This window comes from Paraburkholderia denitrificans, from assembly GCF_042655705.1.
Lineage (GTDB): Bacteria > Pseudomonadota > Gammaproteobacteria > Burkholderiales > Burkholderiaceae > Paraburkholderia > Paraburkholderia denitrificans.
The window spans coordinates 264836-283598 of the sequence record NZ_JBHSMP010000009.1 but is presented as its reverse complement, the minus strand read 5'-3'; the positions used below and the strand labels follow the sequence as shown (position 1 = coordinate 283598).

20 protein-coding genes are annotated in these 18763 nt (G+C 65.1%); 2 read left to right on the top strand and 18 right to left on the bottom strand.

The annotated features are described in order from the left end of the window. Positions 1-108 precede the first annotated feature (108 nt). The gene (locus ACFPTO_RS07240) at positions 109-1491 is read left to right on the top strand and encodes a sigma-54-dependent transcriptional regulator (protein WP_377710437.1); all 1383 of its coding nucleotides are present in this window, start codon (positions 109-111) and stop codon (positions 1489-1491) included. Positions 1492-1498: 7 nt separating this feature from the next. Further along, positions 1499-1768 (top strand): helix-hairpin-helix domain-containing protein, encoded by a 270-nt coding sequence (locus tag ACFPTO_RS07235; protein WP_377710435.1) that lies wholly within the window; start codon positions 1499-1501, stop codon positions 1766-1768. Between the two features lie 47 nt (positions 1769-1815). On the opposite strand, the gene nagZ is transcribed toward ACFPTO_RS07235, so the two are convergent. The 18 genes from nagZ to fabD all read right to left on the bottom strand — a co-directional run bounded on the left by nagZ (position 1816) and on the right by fabD (position 18651). Then, a complete protein-coding gene (nagZ, locus tag ACFPTO_RS07230) occupies positions 1816-2856 on the bottom strand; it encodes a beta-N-acetylhexosaminidase (RefSeq protein ID WP_377710433.1) in 1041 nt (346 codons plus the stop codon). A 38-nt stretch (positions 2857-2894) separates the two neighbouring features. Further along, complete coding sequence (gene acpS, locus ACFPTO_RS07225) at positions 2895-3302, bottom strand: holo-ACP synthase (RefSeq protein ID WP_377710431.1); 408 nt, start codon at positions 3300-3302, stop codon at positions 2895-2897. 84 nt (positions 3303-3386) lie between these two features. Next, positions 3387-4151 (bottom strand): pyridoxine 5'-phosphate synthase, encoded by a 765-nt coding sequence (gene pdxJ, locus ACFPTO_RS07220; RefSeq protein WP_377710429.1) that lies wholly within the window; start codon positions 4149-4151, stop codon positions 3387-3389. Next, on the bottom strand, positions 4148-5086 hold the full coding sequence (recO, locus tag ACFPTO_RS07215) for a DNA repair protein RecO (RefSeq protein ID WP_377710427.1): 939 nt from the start codon (positions 5084-5086) through the stop codon (positions 4148-4150). The genes pdxJ and recO overlap by 4 nt, the downstream gene beginning before the upstream one ends. Continuing rightward, positions 5079-5984, bottom strand: coding sequence for a GTPase Era (gene era, locus ACFPTO_RS07210; RefSeq protein WP_293038522.1), 906 nt, complete (start codon positions 5982-5984; stop codon positions 5079-5081). Before era ends, recO begins: the two co-directional genes overlap by 8 nt. 60 nt (positions 5985-6044) lie before the next feature. After that, complete coding sequence (rnc, locus tag ACFPTO_RS07205; RefSeq protein WP_377710425.1) at positions 6045-7163, bottom strand: ribonuclease III; 1119 nt, start codon at positions 7161-7163, stop codon at positions 6045-6047. 176 nt (positions 7164-7339) lie between these two features. Next, on the bottom strand, positions 7340-8233 hold the full coding sequence (gene lepB / locus ACFPTO_RS07200; RefSeq protein WP_377710421.1) for a signal peptidase I: 894 nt from the start codon (positions 8231-8233) through the stop codon (positions 7340-7342). Between the two features lie 21 nt (positions 8234-8254). Beyond that, positions 8255-10048 carry a translation elongation factor 4 gene (lepA, locus tag ACFPTO_RS07195; protein ID WP_377710420.1) on the bottom strand — a complete coding sequence of 598 codons (1794 nt, stop codon included), beginning with the start codon at positions 10046-10048 and terminating at the stop codon, positions 8255-8257. Positions 10049-10175: 127 nt separating this feature from the next. After that, entirely contained in the window at positions 10176-10439 is a 264-nt protein-coding gene (locus ACFPTO_RS07190) for a glutaredoxin family protein (RefSeq protein WP_377710418.1), read from the bottom strand. Next, a complete protein-coding gene (locus ACFPTO_RS07185) occupies positions 10436-11947 on the bottom strand; it encodes a DegQ family serine endoprotease (RefSeq protein ID WP_377710417.1) in 1512 nt (503 codons plus the stop codon). The genes ACFPTO_RS07190 and ACFPTO_RS07185 overlap by 4 nt, the downstream gene beginning before the upstream one ends. A gap of 20 nt (positions 11948-11967) precedes the next feature. Next, a complete protein-coding gene (locus tag ACFPTO_RS07180) occupies positions 11968-13008 on the bottom strand; it encodes a MucB/RseB C-terminal domain-containing protein (protein ID WP_377710415.1) in 1041 nt (346 codons plus the stop codon). A gap of 5 nt (positions 13009-13013) precedes the next feature. Next, the gene (locus tag ACFPTO_RS07175; RefSeq protein ID WP_377710564.1) at positions 13014-13664 is read right to left on the bottom strand and encodes a sigma-E factor negative regulatory protein; all 651 of its coding nucleotides are present in this window, start codon (positions 13662-13664) and stop codon (positions 13014-13016) included. 101 nt (positions 13665-13765) lie between these two features. Next, positions 13766-14365, bottom strand: a complete 600-nt coding sequence (rpoE, locus tag ACFPTO_RS07170; RefSeq protein WP_296656890.1) for an RNA polymerase sigma factor RpoE — start codon at positions 14363-14365, stop codon at positions 13766-13768. A 133-nt stretch (positions 14366-14498) separates the two neighbouring features. Further along, entirely contained in the window at positions 14499-15047 is a 549-nt protein-coding gene (locus tag ACFPTO_RS07165; RefSeq protein WP_377710414.1) for a hypothetical protein, read from the bottom strand. Then, positions 15044-16285: a beta-ketoacyl-ACP synthase II gene (fabF, locus tag ACFPTO_RS07160; protein WP_377710413.1), complete on the bottom strand. Its 1242-nt coding sequence runs from the start codon at positions 16283-16285 to the stop codon at positions 15044-15046. Before fabF ends, ACFPTO_RS07165 begins: the two co-directional genes overlap by 4 nt. A 219-nt stretch (positions 16286-16504) precedes the next feature. After that, positions 16505-16744, bottom strand: a complete 240-nt coding sequence (gene acpP / locus ACFPTO_RS07155; protein WP_004197638.1) for an acyl carrier protein — start codon at positions 16742-16744, stop codon at positions 16505-16507. 168 nt (positions 16745-16912) lie between these two features. Further along, on the bottom strand, positions 16913-17662 hold the full coding sequence (gene fabG / locus ACFPTO_RS07150; RefSeq protein ID WP_377710411.1) for a 3-oxoacyl-ACP reductase FabG: 750 nt from the start codon (positions 17660-17662) through the stop codon (positions 16913-16915). Positions 17663-17703: 41 nt separating this feature from the next. Continuing rightward, positions 17704-18651 (bottom strand): ACP S-malonyltransferase, encoded by a 948-nt coding sequence (gene fabD, locus ACFPTO_RS07145; protein ID WP_377710409.1) that lies wholly within the window; start codon positions 18649-18651, stop codon positions 17704-17706. Positions 18652-18763: the final 112 nt, after the last annotated feature.

Below are 18763 nucleotides of genomic sequence, written 5' to 3'. Positions count from 1 at the left end.
TCTGCCCGCTGAATCCAGTCGTACCGCTTCGCGCACAGCGCGGCGCGGCGCACCCGGACTGCGCCGCGCAATCAAGCGCCTCCAATCTTCCGTCACGCCGTACTCCCCATGCCACACGCACTGATTGTCGAAGACGATCCCAATAGCCTGTCCGGTCTGTCCGCGATACTGGCCGCCGACGGCTTTTCGGTCGACACCGCCGCCACGCTCGCTGATGCGCGCGCCGCGCTGACGCGCGTCATCCCCGACGTCGTGCTCGTCGACCTGAACCTGCCGGACGGCCGCGGACTCGATCTGCTGCAGCACCTGCCCGCCCAGCCGCCCGGCGGCGCGCTGCCGGTGATCGTGATGACCGGCAACGCCACCATCGAAAGCGCGATCGAGGGGTTGCGCCACGGCATCTGGGACTATCTGCTCAAGCCGGTCAACATCCCGCGCCTGCGCAGCCTGCTCGCACGCATCCCGCGTCCGTACGAACTCACCGAAGAGGTCCGCACGCTACGCACCGCGCTGCGCCAGATTGGCCGCTTCGGCCCGATGCTCGGCCGCAGCAGCGCGATCCAGCACGTCTACGACTCGATCGAACGGCTTGCGCCCACGGAATCCGCCATGCTGATCCATGGCGAAGCAGGCACCGGCAAGGAAATGGCCGCGCGCACGCTGCATCAACTGAGCCGGCGCCGCAAGGGTCCGTTCGTCGTGCACGACGCGCGTGCGGCAAGCGCCGACGCCGCGAGCGGCCGCCCGCTCGCGAGCCTGCTGTTCGGCCACGAGCGCGGCGCGTTCGGCGGCGCGGACCATCGCGAGCCGGGCCTCGTCGATCAGGCTTGCGGCGGCACGCTCTTCATCGACGAAATCACGGACCTGCCGCGCAGCGAACAGGAAGCGCTGCTGCGCGCACTCGATTCGCAGACCTTCATCCGCGTAGGCGGCAGCAGCGAAGTCGGCACGGACTTCCGGCTCATTGCGGCGACGCGCGCCGTTCCGCGCGAAGCCGTCGCGCGCGGTGTGCTCGACGAGGAGCTTTGGCTGCGCCTCGACTCGGCGGCGCTCACGCTGCCGCCGCTGCGCGAACGCGGCGACGACGCCGCGCTGCTCGCCGCGGCATGGATCGACGAACTCAACCAGGAAGCGCATGCGCACGGCGACGGCAGCGCGCGGCTGATCGCGCCTTCGTTCATTCGCGAATGCCTCGCCTACGACTGGCCCGGCAACGTGCGCGAATTGCATGAGCGCGTGCGGCAAGCGTACGAAGCCTCGGGCGAGGTGCTGGAAACACTGCAGGCGGAGGAAGGCAGCGGCGGGAATGCACATGACATGCGCACAGGCCGCGTGCAGGTCACGGTGGGCACACCGCTTGCCGACGTCGAAGAAATGCTGATTCGCGCGACGCTCGACGCGGTGGGCGGCACGCGCCATCGCGCAGCATCGCTGCTTGGGATCAGTCCGAAAACGCTTTACAACAAGCTGCAGCGGATGCGGTTGAACTGAGCGCCTTATGCCCTTTCCTCTCGACAAACGTAAAGCGCTACTCGACGTGAAGGGCGTCGGCCCAACAGTGATTGCCAGGCTAGAGCAAATGGGCTTCGAATCGCTGGCGCATTTGAGCCAGGCCAATGCACTGGATATCGTCGCCAAGGCATCGGCAATGCTCGGAGCCACCTGCTGGAAGAACAGCCCGCAGGCACGCGCGGCGATTCAGGGGGCCATTACTCTCGCCCAATCCCGCCATCCCAGGCACCCCAGGCACCCCAGGCACCCCAGGTAAAGAGAGAACGGCCAATCTCTTCACCGGGTTGAGCGCCCCGCATCACGTCACGGCATCACGCTGCGCAGCAACGCCTGTGCGGCGAGATAGCCAGGATCCGCCACGAGCTTGTCCCAGCGCAGCGCCTTGCCGCGTCCGTGCAGGCGGCGAATGCGCCTGGCCGACTCGCGCGCGGCTTGCGTCGGCTCCGCGACACGCAGCGCGTCCAGCACTTTCTCGGCCTCGTCCGGCTGGTTGCAGATCAAGACCATGTCGCAGCCCGCTTCGAGCGCAGCGCGTGCACCTTCGGTCAGCGTGCCGCCCTGGCGCGCGGCTTCCATCGAAAGATCGTCGCTGAAAATCGCGCCCGTGAAACGCAGCCGGCCGCGCAGGATTTCCTGCACCCAGATGCGCGAAAAACCCGCGGGCTTCGTATCGACCTTCGGATAGATCACGTGTCCAGGCATGGCCGCCGCGAGCGAGAGGCCGAGCCAGTCGTACGGCATGGCATCCTCGCCGAGAATCTCTTCGAGCGGCCGTTCGTCGACCGGCACCGCCACATGCGAGTCCGCGTGCGCCCAGCCATGCCCGGGGAAATGCTTGCCGCAGTTCGCCATGCCCGCAAGCGCAAGACCGTGGTTCAGGCTCTTCGCGAGCAGCGTGACCACGCGCGGGTCGCGATGGAAGGCGCGGTCACCGATCACCGTCGACTGTCCGTAGCCGAGGTCGAGCACGGGCGTGAACGACAGATCGACGCCGCACGCTCGCAACTCGCTCGCGAGGATGTAGCCGATGGCCGTCGCAAGCTTCGTCGCCAGCAGCACGTCCTTGTCCCACAGCGCACCCAGACGCCCCATCGCGGGCAGCACCGTGAAACCATCGGTGCGAAAGCGCTGCACGCGGCCGCCTTCGTGATCGACGGCGATCAGCAGATCGTCGCGCACGGCGCGGATCGCGTCGGTCAGCGCGACGAGTTGCGCGCGGTTCTCATAGTGGCGCGCAAACAGGATCACGCCGCCCGTCATCGGGTGCGCAAGGCGGCGCACGTCATCGTCGGTCAGCGTCTGGCCAACCACGTCGAGCATCACCGGTCCGGGAATTGTCTTCATTGATTTGTCTTGTGTGGTGGGCGCTGCGCAGTGGGCAGTCACCGGATGGGGCAGTCGGTTTCAGCAATCACGAACGAGACGGCGTAGTCGCGCTCGTCGCTGATCGTCACGCGCATCGTGATGCCGCGCTCGTCGAGCCACTGTGCGAGCGGGCCCGACGCGACCATGATCGGCTTGCCGCTCGGCTCGTTGAGGGTCTGTACGGCGCGCCAGGTCATCGGCATATGCATGCCGAGTCCGATCGCCTTCGAGAACGCCTCTTTCGCCGAAAACCGTGTCGCCAGATAGGCGAGCCCGCGCACGGCCGAGCGTGCGCGGCGTGCTTCGTAGACCACCAGTTCGTCCGGGCCGAGCACGCGCGTCGCGAAGCGACCTTCGGTGCGCTCCATGACTGCCGCGACGCGGCTCACCTGGATGAGGTCGGTGCCGATGCCGTAGATGGCCATATGCTCCTCGTGTACATGCGGCCGCAGCAGCCGATAAGGCTCACACGTAGCGCGCAGGTGAGCGCCACGGCTCGCTGCGACTAATTAAGCGCGTGCGCCGAGGCGCGCCGCGACCATGATCGCCTTCATCTCGCGGACCGCATTCTCCCAGCCCGCGAAAATTGCATGCGCAACGATCGCGTGGCCGATGTTCAGTTCGTGAATGCCGTCGATCGCCGCGATCTGCTGCACGTTCGTGTAGTGCAGGCCGTGCCCCGCGTTGACCTTCAGCCCGAGGCCGATGCCGCAGTTCACGCCGCGCACGACGCGCTCGTATTCGCGCTCCTGCTCGCCCGCGTCGTGCGCTTCGGCGTAGCGGCCCGTGTGCAGTTCGATCACGCTCGCGCCGCTCTCGTGGGCGGCGCGAATCTGCGTTTCGTCCGGGTCGATGAAGAGCGACACGCGCACGCCCGCGTCCGCAAGCTGCCGGCACGCGGCGCTCACGGCGTCGAACTTGCCGGCGACGTCGAGGCCGCCTTCGGTCGTCAGCTCCTGGCGCTTTTCGGGCACGAGGCAGACATCCTGCGGCTTGATCTCGCACGCGATGTCGAGCATCTCGGCCGTCACGGCGCATTCGAGATTCATGCGCGTTCGCAGCAGCGGGCGCAGCGCGCGCACATCGGCGTCGACGATATGGCGGCGGTCCTCGCGCAGATGCAGCGTGATGACGTCCGCGCCCGCGTCTTCGGCCATGAGCGCCGCGCGGATCGGATCGGGATAGGCCGTGCCGCGCGCGTTGCGCAGCGTGGCGACGTGATCGATGTTCACACCGAGGTCGATCACGTGAGGCGAAGTCAGGAAGAAGCTCATAGGTTCTGCAAGTCGATCAGGATCTGGCGCGTCGCAAGCGGCGTGCCGCCAAGGTAAGTGTTCAGCAGGAAACGCATCAGCGCCTTGCTCTGCGCGACGGTCTGTGCACGATGGTAATCGTCCTGCTCCATGTCGAGCAACGTCTGCCCCGAAAGCACGGGCCACTGCGAGGGCCATTCGTCCGATGCTTCGCGCACGCCGCGCTCGGGATCGAACACGTAACGCCCATCGGCCACCACGGCCTTGCGGTTCACCGTGCGGTCCAGCGCGAGCGCATAGCCGGTCTCGCGCAGGAGCACGCGCTCGAACGAGCGCAGCACCTGCACGGGCGGTTCGTCGTGCGCGAGGCGCGTCAGCGTGACGACGTAGTGGCGGAACAACTCGGGATGCGAGTCCTCGCGCGCGAGGAACTTCACGACGAGTTCGTTCACGTAGAAGCCGCAGAGCAGCGCATCGCGGGTAAGCGGCAGCATACCGCCGACCCATTCCGCGCCGGTGAGCGTGCGCACTTCGCCCTTGCCGGTCCACGAGAGCGCAAGCGGCTGAAAGGTCTGCAGCACGCCGCGCAGCGCCGAATGCGGCCGCTTCGCGCCCTTCGCCACGAGCGCGATGCGGCCGTGGTCGCGCGACAGCACGTCGATGACGAGGCTGGTTTCGCGATACGGGTAGCTATGCAGCACGAAGGCGGGCTGCTCGGCGATGCGGAAATCGGCGGATGCGCCGCGCGGCGCGCGCGGCAACGCTGCGCGGCGGGCGGGCTGGGCGGCCTCGCCTTCACCGGCGAGCGCCGTGGAAGACTGCGCCCTCGTGCGCTTGCGGCGCGGCGCAGCGGATGTGGGCCGAGCGGGCGACGAACGCGACGAGAGCGAATCGTCGTCCGCGGGCTCGAGTGACGCGGAGGCGTCTTGAGTGCTTACGGCTTCGCCGTCATTCATACCCATAGGCGCGCAGCCCGGCTTCGTTGTCGGCCCAGCCGCTCTTCACCTTCACGAAGGTTTCCAGATAAACCGGGCCGTCGAACAGCTTTTCCATGTCGAGCCGCGCATCGGTGCTGATCTGCTTGAGCTTCGCGCCCTTCTGGCCGATCACCATCGCCTTCTGGGTGTCACGCTCGACAAGAATCGTCGCGAAAATGCGGCGCAGGCGCCCTTCCTGCTCGAACTTGTCGATGATCACGGTGCTCGTGTACGGCAGTTCGTCGCCGGTCCAGCGGAACACTTTCTCGCGCAGGATTTCGCTGGCGAGGAAGCGCTCGCTGCGGTCGGTCAGATCGTCCTCGCCGTAGATCGGCTCGCCTTCGGGCAGATACGGCTTGAGCGTGGCGAGCAGGTGCTTGATATCGTCGGCATTCTTCGCCGACAGCGGCACGATCTCGCGGAACTCGCGCAGTTTCTGCACCTCTTCGATGAACGGATAAAGCGTCGCCTTGTCGGTCACGCGGTCGATCTTGTTGGCGATGAGCAGCGTCGGCGCGTTCGGCGGAATCAGGTCGAGCACCTTCTGGTCGTCGGGCCCGAGCCTGCCCGCCTCGATCACGAAGAGCACGGCATCGACCGAACTCAGCGTCGAGGTCACCGCGCGGTTCAGCGAGCGGTTCAGCGCCGTGCTGTGGCGGGTCTGGAAGCCGGGCGTGTCGACGAAGACGTACTGCGCGTCGTCGATCGTGTTGATGCCCGTGATGCGATGGCGCGTGGTCTGCGCCTTGCGCGACGTGATGCTGATCTTCTGCCCAACGAGGGCGTTCATCAGCGTCGATTTGCCGACGTTGGGCCGGCCGACGATCGCGACCATGCCGCAGCGAAAACCGGCAGGAGTGGAAGTGGGAGCGTTCATGATCGGACCGGGAAAGAAAACGTTGGGTGCAGCGCGTGCGCGGAGTGCGCACGGCCTGGATCAGTGGCTGGCGTCGGCCGCGCGCGCGGGCAGCGCGGCAGTGGTGCCCGCTTCGGCAGCGGGATCGGCCTTCGCTGCGGACGTGCGGTGCAGCGTATGACCGGTCGTTGCGCTGGCCTCCGGTGCGCCAGATTTGTCAGCAGACTTCTCGCGCGCTTGAGCGGATTGAGCGGACTGAGCAGATTGAGCGCCTTCGGCCTTCTCTTTCTCCGCAAGACGCTCCTGCACATGCGCCGCGCGAATGACGGCCAGTGGCGCAGCTTGCGACGGCGGCGGCACGCGGTCGCCGGCCTCGCCGGGCAGCGGCTGGCGCGCGGCACGCTCACGGCGCTCCGGCGCACGCAAATCCAGTGCGCCCTGCACGCCCGTCACGCCGGGTACGACATCGAGTTCAGCCTTGGCAGCCCGCGCGCCTTTCGAGCGGCGTGGCTTCCCCACAACCGCGGGCGCAGCCGCCATCACTTCTTCGAGCGCCTTCTTCGCGGCAGCCTGTTCGGCCGCTCGCCGGCTCGCTCCCGAGCCGGACACCTTCACGTCGAGCTTGGGCACCGTGCACTCGACCTCGAACTGCTGATTGTGCGCCGCACCATGCGTCGCGACGACCGTATACGTGGGCAGCGCGATCTTGTGGCCCTGCAGATACTCCTGCAGCAGCGTCTTCGAATCCTTGCCGAGCGTGCGCGGATCGATGTGATCGAGGATCGGGATGTAGAGGCGCTTGATGACCGTCTGGGCCGCGTCGAAGCCCGCATCGAGGAAAATTGCGCCGAAGATCGCTTCGAGCGCATCCGCGAGGATCGACGGGCGGCGGAAGCCGCCGCTGCGCAGTTCGCCTTCGCCGAGCCGCAGGCCGTCCGCAATATTGAGGGCCTGAGCGATTTCGTAGAGCGACTGCTGTTTGACGAGATTTGCGCGAACGCGCGAGAGATCGCCTTCGTCGAGCTTGCCGAAACGTTGGAACAATAGGGCCGCCACCGCGCAATTCAGAACCGAATCGCCGAGAAATTCAAGGCGTTCGTTATGCGTGGCACTGTGACTGCGGTGGGTCAAAGCCTGGCGCAGTAATTCCGCATTGCGAAATTCGTAGCGCAGTCGGCTTTCCAACGGAGATTGGGGCATGGGCAGAGTATAACGCGCCGGCCCGGCCCGGCGAAAACGCCGGGTGGTCGGTGAAAAAGCGTGGTCAAGCGGGGTTACCGCGGGTTCTTCAAGTAGCGTGCGAACACATCATGCGCATCGCGCAAGCGGATCGCCGCATCACGATGCGCATATCGGCATGCAAATCGCGCAAGCCGTCACTCGAATGAGCCGATACGCTTCAGATTGCTGAAGTTCATCCAGATGAAGAACGCGCGGCCGACAACGTTCGCGTCGGGCACGAAGCCCCAGTAGCGGCTATCGGCGCTGTTGTCGCGGTTATCGCCCATCATGAAGTAATGGCCCTGCGGCACCTTGCAGATGATCCCGCGGTCGTTGTACTGGCAGTTGTCGCGATACGGATAATCTTCCGCGCCGACGATGAACGGCGGCACAGCCGGATTATTCAGGATATTGTTCTTGCGGCTGCCGAGATCCTGGGTGAACTGCTTCGCGTAACCGATGCGCTCTTCGTCGAAGTAATCCGGCTGCGCAATCTCGGGCACGGGCTTTCCGTTGACCGTGAGCTGCTTGTCCTGATAGGAGATGACGTCGCCCGGCAGGCCGATCACGCGCTTGATGTAATCGACCGATTCGTCCTTCGGATAGCGGAACACGACGACGTCGCCGCGCTGAAGCGGACTGCCCTGCGTGAGCTTCGTGTTGGTGATCGGCAGGCGGATGCCGTACTCGAACTTGTTCACGAGGATGAAGTCGCCCACGAGCAGCGTCGGCACCATCGAGCCCGAGGGAATCTTGAACGGCTCCACGATGAACGAACGCACGAGGAACACGATCAGGATCACGGGGAAAAAGCTCGCCGTGTATTCGAGCCACCACGGCTGGCGCAACTTGTCGTTGCGCAGGTTCTGACGCGTGACGGGAGCGTTCTCATCGGCGAAGCGCTCGCCGATGCGCGCCTGCTGGCGATCGAAGTCGGCGACGGCCGCATCGGCAGCGAGGCGGCGGCGCGGCATGAAGACCAGTTTGTCTGCAACCCAGGCGATGCCCGTGAGAACCACGAGCACAAAAAGGATCAGCGCAAAATTCATTGAGTTATCCGTTATCCAGTCTTATTTGTCTTCGACACGCAGGATCGCGAGGAAGGCCTCTTGCGGAATTTCGACCGAGCCGACCTGCTTCATCCGCTTCTTGCCTTCCTTCTGCTTTTCAAGCAGCTTCTTCTTGCGCGTGATGTCGCCGCCGTAACACTTGGCCAGCACGTTCTTGCGCAGCGCCTTGATGTTCTCGCGCGCAATGATATGCGCGCCGATCGCCGCCTGGATCGCGACGTCGTACATCTGGCGCGGAATGATCTCGCGCATCTTCGCCGCCACTTCGCGGCCGCGGTACTGCGACTGCGAGCGGTGCACGATTATGGACAGCGCATCGACCTTGTCGCCGTTGATCAGCATGTCGACCTTGACGACATCGGACGTGCGGTATTCCTTGAACTCGTAGTCCATCGACGCATAGCCGCGCGACACCGACTTCAGACGGTCGAAGAAGTCGAGTACGATTTCGGCCATCGGGATTTCGTACGTGAGCTGCACCTGGCGGCCGTGGTACTGCATGTTGATCTGATTACCACGCTTCTGTGTACAGAGCGTGATGACCGAACCCACGTAGTCCTGCGGCATGTACAGGTTCACGGTCACGATCGGCTCGCGGATTTCCTCGATCTTCGAGGGCTCCGGCATCTTCGCGGGGTTCTCGACCGTCACCGTCGTGCCGTCGTGCTGCACGACCTCGTAGACCACGGTCGGCGCCGTGGTGATGAGGTCCATGTCGAATTCGCGCTCGAGACGCTCCTGCACGATCTCCATGTGCAGAAGGCCGAGGAAGCCGCAGCGGAAACCGAACCCGAGCGCCTGCGAGACTTCGGGCTCGTATTGCAGCGAAGCGTCGTTGAGCTTGAGTTTTTCGAGCGACTCACGCAGCGCGTCGTACTGGTTCGCCTCGACCGGATACAGGCCCGCGAACACCTGCGGCTTCACTTCCTTGAAGCCCGGCAGCGGCTTGTCGGCCGGCTTGCCCGCGTGCGTGACGGTGTCGCCCACCTTGGTCGCGGCCAGTTCCTTGATGCCCGCGATGATGAAGCCCACCTGCCCCGCCGACAGTTCGTCGAGATCGCGCGATTTCGGCGAGAACACGCCGACGTGCTCGACCGGATACTGCGCGCCGGTCGCCATCAGCTTGATCTTGTCCTTCGGACGCAGCGTGCCGTTGACGATGCGCACGAGCATCACGACGCCGACGTAGTTGTCGAACCAGGAGTCGATGATGAGCGCCTGCAACGGCGCAGCGGGGTCGCCCTCGGGCGGCGGCACCTTCGCGATCAGCGCTTCGAGCACGTCTTCCACGCCGAGGCCGGTCTTCGCGCTGCAGCGCGTGGCGTCGGTCGCGTCGATGCCGATCACGTCCTCGATCTCTTCGATCGCGTTCTCGGGGTTCGCGGCCGGCAGGTCGATCTTGTTGAGCACCGGCACGACCTCGACGCCGAGTTCGATCGCCGTGTAGCAGTTCGCGACGGTCTGCGCCTCGACGCCCTGGCTCGCATCGACGACGAGCAGCGCGCCCTCGCACGCGGAGAGCGAGCGGCTCACCTCGTAGGAGAAGTCGACGTGGCCCGGCGTGTCGATGAGGTTCAGGTTGTAGACCTCGCCGTTCCTCGCCTTGTACGAGAGCGCAGCGGTCTGCGCCTTGATCGTGATGCCACGCTCGCGCTCGAGATCCATCGAGTCGAGCACCTGGGCTTCCATTTCACGGTCGGACAGGCCGCCGCACAACTGGATGATGCGATCGGCGAGCGTCGACTTGCCATGGTCGATGTGCGCAATGATCGAGAAGTTACGAATATGATTCATTCAGTGCCGATCAAGCGAAAAAGGCGCGCCCGGACGAAAAGCAGAGCACGCCTCGTAAACAGATGAAAAACCGGCCTATTTTAGCCGAAAAGGGGTTCGGCAGGCAGGGGCGGGAAAGCGCCGCGGCTCAAACGCCCAGCCCGAGCGCGGCGCGCACGCGCGCCTCGTCGAGGTGGTAGTGGCACAACTCGACGCCATCGCACAGGAGGACCGGCACGAGTTCGTCATAGAGGGCCTGGAATGCGGGGTCTGAATCGACGTCGATCACCTCGATCCGCGCGCCCGCCGCGGCGGCGAGCGGCGCGAGCGCCGCGTGCATGTCGTCGCACAGATGACACCATGTGCGGCCGTACAGCACGAGGCTCGGCGGTTTCGTGCGTGTCTGCATCATTTCTGCCCCGGGTTGCGCGGGCGGATCGGCACGAACTGCGTGTTCTCGCCGCGCCGCACGAGCACCGCCACCATCTTCTGCGGATCGAGGCGCGCAGTCACTTCCTCGAACTGCTTCACGCCCGTGATGTCGGTATCGCCCACGCGCAGGATGATGTCGCCTTTCTGAAGGCCGGCGCGCGCCGCCGGGCCGCCGACCGATTCCACCAGCACGCCGCCCTTGATCTTGAGCTGGTTCAGTTGATCGGCGGGAACGTCCGTCACCGACAGGCCGAGCGAATTCGACGCGCGCGGCTTGGGCGCGGGCGCCTTCTTCTGGTCGCCCTTCGCGGTCTTGTCGGCCTGCATTTCGGCGATCGCGATCGGCAGTTCGCGCGTCTGGCCCTTGCGCCAGATCGTGATCGTCGCCTTCGTGCCCGGCTTCGTGTCGCCGACCATGCGCGGCAGATCGGTCGCGCTATCGACCGTCTGGCCATTGAACTTCTGGATGATGTCGCCCGGCTGGATGCCGGCCTTGTCGGCCGGGCCGCCCGATTCGACGCTCGACACCAGCGCGCCCTGCGCCTTCGGCAACCCGAGCGAGTCGGCGACGTCCTTCGTCACCTCGCCGATCGCCACCGCAATACGGCCGCGCGTGACCTTGCCGCTGCGCTCCAGTTGATCGGCGACGCGCATCGCTTCGTCGATCGGAATCGCGAACGAAATGCCCATGAAGCCGCCGGTCCGGCTGTAGATCTGCGAGTTGATGCCGATGACCTCGCCCTGCATGTTGATGAGCGGACCACCCGAATTACCGGGGTTGACGGCCACGTCCGTCTGGATGAACGGCAGATAGTCGCCCGTGTCGCGGCCCTTCGCGCTGACGATGCCCGCCGTGACGGTATTTTCGAGCCCGAACGGCGAGCCGATCGCGACGACCCACTCGCCCACGCGCAGCTTGTTCGAGTCGCCGATGGTCACAGCGGGCAGGCTGCGCGCCTCGATCTTGACGACGGCGACGTCCGTACGGTCGTCGACGCCGATCAGCTTCGCCTTGAACTCGCGCTTGTCGGTGAGCGTGACGTAGATGCTGTCCGCATCGTCGATGACGTGCGCGTTCGTCATCACATAGCCGTCAGTCGACAGGATGAAGCCCGAGCCGACGCCGCTGTTCTGCTCCGCGTCGCTGCCGCTGTCGGGCGGCGACGCGTCCTGGCCACCGCCCTGGCCGCCGCCCTGTCCACCATGAGGCGACTGGCCATGCGGGCCCTGCGGCAGCGGAATGCCGAAGAAACGGCGGAAGAATTCCGACATGTCGCCTTCGTCCGTGCCCGGCGGCAGGCCGTGCGGCGAGGCGCTCACGTGGGTCGTAGTGCGGATGTTGACGACTGATGGTCCGACCTTGTCGACCAGATCGGTGAAGTCCGGCAGATTGGCGGCGGGCGCCGCCGACGCCACGTGCGGTGCGAGCGGCAGGCACGCTGCCACCACCGCGGCCGCGAACAATTTGCGCAGCGGGAAAATCGTCATATCGTTGTCAGCCGAAGGATTTACCTGGGAGGTTTGTATTCTATGGCAGACGCAAACTGCTGCAACGTGCTTTGAGGCACTTCCCCGAGCAGCGTGATCCAGTAGTCGCCGCTGCGCTTCACGAGGACGTGCGTGGCGCCGTTGCTACCTGCCCCTTCCTTGCGGTTGTTGTTCTTGACCGGCTCGACAAAGATCGAGATTGCAGCCAGCCCATCGGAGAAAACCGCCTGATCGACGGGGATGGGCGGCTCGTTCGCATCGGTTGCGGCCATCGGCCGGCGCAGTTCGCGGACCTTGCGGAAACCGGGCACGGGCGAGCCGAATTTCCAGCCCTGTGCTTCCATGTCGACCGGTTCGAGCGGCGGATGCACCACGGTCCAGCCAGCCGTGTTGTGCATACCGCTGACGATCGGCGCCTTGTCGAGCGGCACGCCGATGCGGATCTGCGTGAACGACAACTGTTCAAGCACCTGTCCGCTCGCCGGGTCGATCGTCTGCGCACGCAGCAGAAGGCCGGTTTTCGCGTCGGCCCAGAACTTGTAGGCGAAGCGGTAGCCGTCCTTCGGGTCGAGCGCGATGACCTGGCTTTCGATGCCCGCGACCCGGTCGGTGCCGAGCATTTTCGGGGTGTAGACGGACAGCACGTGGTCGCCGCTCGTGGCGAGCAGCGCGGGGAACGCGTCCTTGTTCTGGCGCTTTTCGACGACACAGAACTTGCGCTCGGGCACGAACGTGTAGACATCGTCGTTATGGCGCAAGAGCTTGCGCGGCTTGCCGTCGAGACTTTCGAGCTGCTCGTACTCGCCGTCGTTCTTCGTCCCGTAGTGGGTGATACGCGACGATTGCACGAACGGGCCGCGCTGATAAACGAACGTGCCTTGGTAATTCTGCTGCCGGGCCGCCTGCTGGATGCGGTCGAGCCACTGGGCGGCGTCTTGCGGCGCGGGCTGTGCGGCGGCATGCGCAACCGCGGACAGTACCGTCAGCAATACGGCCGCATAGCACAGGAATGCCGGCAGCCGCCCCCAGATTGTCGTTTTATAGCGCTGCGGTGTCGGCATCAGACTTACTGGCGAGACGTAGTGAGGGTAGCGGCCCGGATCAGCGGCATGGAATCCGACATGACTGGCTGTTGCGCGAACTGCTGATGCGCTTCCAGATACGCATCGAGACGCGCGTCGCGAATGATGTTGCCGTCTTGCACGGCAGCGGCCTGCGCCGGCACCGCGTTCATCGCAACACGCTGCACGCCGTCGCCCGAGGACGATACCGACGCGACCTGCGTGCCGCCGACGTTGCCCGCGCCGTGCATCTGCGGCACGACGATCCACGTGAGCGTGGCGGCGGCAGCGGCAACCGCGAGCGTCGGAACGATGCGGTGACGCAGTGCGAGAATGCGTGCGACACCGCCCGTAGCCCCCCCTGCGGCGGGACGCGTGACCGGCAGCGCGGCGGGCGCGAGCACGTGCGGCTCGGCCTCGAAACGCGCGGCGAAGCCCGCCATGAACGACTGGCTTGCGGCCGCGCTGAGCGCGAGATCGTCCGAGCGCAGCACGTCGCCGATCAGGTGGTACGCCGACCAGCTCGCACGTCCTTCTTGATCGAGATCAGAAAATATCCCGTCTGGACGCTCGCCAGCGGTCAATTCTCCGTCAACAAAAGCAGACAGACGCTCGCCGCGCGAGCCTGGCACCGATTGCATCGAGACCGATCCCATGATGCTCCCCATTTCCTTTCAGACTGCCCTGTTGTGATACACGCGGTGACCAACCCGGTGAATCGCATTCGTGCCCGCCGGTGCAGTGGTAACCAGCGTGGTTACCAGCGCTTGCCTTCCGGCGTGTCCAGCAACGGACGCAATTTTGCCGCAATGGCTTCGCGAGCGCGGAATATCCGTGACCTGACGGTGCCTATGGGGCACCCCATCATCTCGGCGATTTCCTCGTAGCTCAAACCTTCAATTTCCCGAAGTGTAATGGCGGTGCGCAACTCCTCCGGCAGCATCGCCATGGCAGCATTGACCGTTTGCGCGATCTGCTTGCTCATCAACATCGACTCGGGCGTGTTGATATCCCTTAGTTGATCGGCATCCGAGAAAGTTTCAGCCTCTTCTGCATCTGCTTCGGTAGATGTCGGGGCACGTCTACCCTGGGTCGCAAGGTAGTTCTTCGCCGTGTTGACGGCAATCCGGTACAACCACGTATAGAAAGCGGACTCGCCGCGAAATTGCGGCAACGCCCGGTACGCCTTGATAAAGGCGTCCTGGGCCACATCCTCGACCTCCGCGGGATCCCGCACAAGGCGCGAGATCAGACGGATGATCTTGCGGTGGTATTTGGCGACCAGAAGCTCGAATGCGGCCTTGTCGCCTTTTTGCACACGCTCAACCAGCATCTGGTCGATTTCTTTTTCGCTCACCTGAAAAATCCGTTAGCTCATGGTAGATGCGGGGCACCATTGTAGCGCCCTGTCCCTCTCGTCACGTTACGCGCGTATTGGCCGTTACAGTCGTTACAGCGAATCCGTTGCACACGGTCGAATCGCTGTTCGTTCAGCGCCCGGCCGCGCACCGCGCCCGTATGGCCAGCGTACGAAAGGCGTCGGGTTCGAGCGCATCGGCAGCGACCAGCACGGCGGTGCGCCCGGCGCTCCCCTCGACCGTCAGCGCAAGCAGGCTGGTGCCCCACTGGGATGCGCCGGTCAAACGCCCTCGCGCGGTGCAGGCGCTACCCGCTCGGCAGGCGCTACCCTCGCCTGGCGCGCCACCCTCTCCGGACGCGTCAACCTTTCCATAAGCCGCAAGAAAATCGGGCCCCATTTCGATGACGGCGGGTTGCGCGCGATGCCACGCCACGGCGGCCAGTCCGCAGAGGGCAAGGAAAGCGAGTGTGGGAGCAATGGCGCGAGCGGCGCCCAGCCAGGGCGCGAGCGACGTATGGACGGCGGCGGTCGCCACGCCGATACCGACGGCCAGAACGAGATGAAGCGCCGCAGAGCGTCGCAACAGGATGCGCGGCACGCCAGGGCGCCGCGTGAGAAAAACGGAATCGCGGCTGGCCGGAGAATCCGGCGCAGCCGCTTCACGCTCGATGCGGGTCAAACGTAACGTTTGAAGACCAGCGTGCCGTTCGTGCCGCCGAACCCGAACGAGTTCTTCAGCGCGATGTCGATCTTCATGTCCCGCGCGGTGTTCGCGCAGTAGTCCAGGTCGCACGCGGGATCCTGGTTGAAGATGTTGATCGTCGGCGGCGAGATCTGGTTGTGCACGGCCAGCACCGTGAACACCGATTCGAGACCGCCCGCGCCGCCGAGCAGGTGCCCGGTCATCGACTTGGTCGAGTTCACGACGATGTTCTTCGAGTGGTCGCCGAATGCGCGCTTGATCGCGGTGGTTTCCGCGAGGTCGCCAAGCGGCGTCGACGTGCCGTGCGCGCTCAGCCAGTTCACCTCGTCGGCATTCACACGCGCGTTGCGCATTGCCGCCTGCATGCAGCGGCGCGCGCCGTCGCCGTTTTCGAGCGGCGCGGTCATGTGATACGCGTCGCCGCTCATGCCGTAGCCGGTGACTTCCGCATAGATCTTCGCGCCACGCTTCTTCGCGTGCTCGTACTCTTCGAGGACCATCACGCCTGCGCCCTCGCCCAGCACGAAACCGTCGCGATCCTTGTCCCACGGACGGCTCGCCGTCGCCGGATCGTCGTTGCGCTGCGAGAGCGCGCGTGCCGCCGCGAAACCGCCGACGCCGAGCGGCGAAACGGTCGATTCCGCGCCGCCCGCGATCATCACGTCGGCATCGCCGTACTCGATGAGACGCGACGCTTCGCCGATGCAGTGCAGACCGGTCGTGCAGGCCGTGACCATCGCGAGATTCGGGCCCTTGATGCCGTACTTGATCGACAGATGGCCGGAGATCATGTTGATGATCGAGGCGGGCACGAAGAACGGCGAAATACGGCGCGGGCCGCGGTTCAGCAGTTCGGTCTGGGTGACTTCGATCATCGGCAGGCCGCCGATGCCCGAGCCCACCACGACGCCGATGCGCTCGGCATTCTCTTCGGTGATCTCGATGCCGCAATCCTGCATTGCCTGGATGCCCGCGGCGATGCCGAAATGGATAAACGCATCCATGTGGCGCGCTTCTTTCCCGGGGATGTACTCCTCGACGTTGAAGCCCTTCACCTCACCGGCGAAGCGGGTCGAATAGTTCGTGGCATCGAACTTCGTGATGTTGGCAATGCCGGATTTCCCGGCGACCACATTGGCCCAGCCGTCGGCAACATTATTGCCAACAGGCGAAATCAGCCCCAGGCCTGTAACAACAACTCGACGGCGGCTCACGGTAACCCCTTTTCCATAGATGACAAAAACAAAAGCCACAGAGGCCGCAGGAGATGCTCCTGTGAGCCCTGTGGCTAGTTGACCGGCAAGAGCCCGGCAGCGGGTGCGGGCATGTGCGGGTTCACTGACGAGAGTCCTGTTGGGCCGCGCGCGCCATAGCGGCGCAGGCCCCTGTTACGCACAAATGCGCAACCGCGGACAAATAGCGCCTGAATACCCTTAGGCCTTGACGTTCGCGCGAGCGTAGTCGATGGCTTGCTGAACCGTCGTGATCTTCTCGGCTTCCTCATCCGGGATTTCCATGCCGAATTCGTCTTCCAGAGCCATCACGAGTTCGACGGTGTCGAGCGAGTCGGCGCCCAGATCGTTCACGAACGATGCTTCGTTCTTGATTTCGGCTTCGGCGACGCCCAGTTGTTCGGCGACGATCTTCTTCACGCGCTGTTCGATGTTGTCCATTACCCCTCCAAGGGAAAAAAAGTTAGTTCATGAATGCGAGTGCGCGCATTTTAGCAGGTTTGACCTGGCAGAAAAGCGGCGCTCGAGGTTCCGGATGGGCTATCCGCAACGGCGTTTGAAAACGACTGAAGCAAACGCATCGCGGCGCGCGATAGTACCCGAATCTGGTTACGACATGTACATGCCGCCGTTCACGTGCAACGTCGTGCCGGTGATGTACCCCGCCTGCGGCGATGCGAGGAACGCCACCGCGTGAGCGATGTCGTCCGGGCTGCCGAGGCGGCCAAGCGGAATCTGCTGCTTCAGTGCCGCCTGCTGTTCGGCGGGCAGGTCCTTCGTCATATCGGTGTCGATGAAGCCCGGCGCGACACAGTTCACCGTGATGCCGCGGCTGCCGATCTCGCGCGCGAGCGCACGGGTCAGGCCGGCGACGCCGGCCTTGGCCGCCGCGTAGTTCGCCTGGCCGGGGTTGCCCGACGAGCCCACCACCGACGTGATGTTGATGATGCGGCCCGTGCGCGCCTTCATCATCGGGCGCAGCACGGCGCGCGAAAGACGGAACACCGACTTCAGGTTCGTGTCGATGACCGCGTCCCACTCGTCGTCCTTCATGCGCATCGCGAGGTTGTCCTGCGTGATGCCCGCGTTGTTCACGAGAATCGCGAGACCGCCGAATTCCTTCACGGTCGCGTCGATGAGCGCTTCGGCTGCTGCCGCGTCGTTGACGTTCAGCATCGCGCCGCGGCCCTTCAGGCCCGCTTCGGCGAACGCTGCCGTAATTGCCTGCGCGCCTGATTCGCTCGTCGCGGTGCCGATCACCGTCGCGCCCTGGCGCGCCAGTTCGAGCGCGATCGCCCGGCCAATGCCGCGCGAGGCGCCGGTCACGATTGCGGCTTGATTATCGAGAGTCTTGTCCATGTATCTGTCGAATCCGTTGCGGATGTAACTCGGGTCGCCGCTTAAGCGGCCACGAGCTTGAGCGCTTCTTCGAGCGACTTCGGGTCTGCCACCGAAGCGCCCACGAGGTTGCCGTCGATGCGCTTCGTGAGGCCCGCGAGCACCTTGCCCGGACCGCACTCGATCACGTGCGTGACGCCTTGCGCAGCAATCGCCTGCACGCATTCGACCCAGCGCACCGGGCCCGCAGCCTGGCGCACGAGGGCGTCGCGGATCGCGGCGGGATCGGTGGCGAACGCCACGTCGACGTTGTTCACGACCGGAATCTGCGGCGCGCAGAGCTTCACGTTCGCGAGATACTCGCGCAACTGATCCGATGCGGGCTTGAGCAGCGACGAGTGAAACGGCGCCGAGACCGGCAGCGGCAGCGCGCGCTTGGCGCCCTTCGCCTTGGCGACTTCGCAGGCCTTTTCGACCGCGGCCTTGTGGCCCGCGATCACGACTTGCGACGGTGCGTTGAAATTGACCGCTTCGACCACGCCGCCGGGATTGCCCACGGCCGCGGAGGCTTCGGCGCAGACCGCGCGCACGGTGTCGTCATCGAGACCGAGCACGGCAGCCATGCCGCCCTCGCCCACCGGCACCGCGCTTTGCATCGCCTGAGCGCGAAAACGCACGAGCGGCACCGCATCGCGGAACGCGAGCACGCCAGCGGCGACGAGCGCCGTGTATTCGCCGAGGCTGTGGCCAGCGACGATCGCGGGCGCCGCGCCGCCTGCCTGCTGCCAGGCGCGATAGACCGCGTAGGCCGCGGTCAGCATGACCGGCTGCGTGTTGGTGGTGAGGTTCAGTTCGTCGGCGGGACCTTCGGCGATCAGCTTGCCGAGATCCTGATTGAGCGCGTCCGAGGCTTCCTGCAGCGTTTCGCGCACGATGGCGCTATCGGCGAAGGCGTCGAGCATGCCCACGGCCTGCGAGCCCTGGCCCGGAAAAACGAAAGCGAATTTCATAACGTCCCCAAATTCTGTTCATGCAGACGGGCGGCGCGCTGCGGCAAGCCGCGCGCCGCAGCAAGCGGCGCGCGCGTCAGCCGGAAAGCGTGGTGCCGCGCGCCCGGTCGAA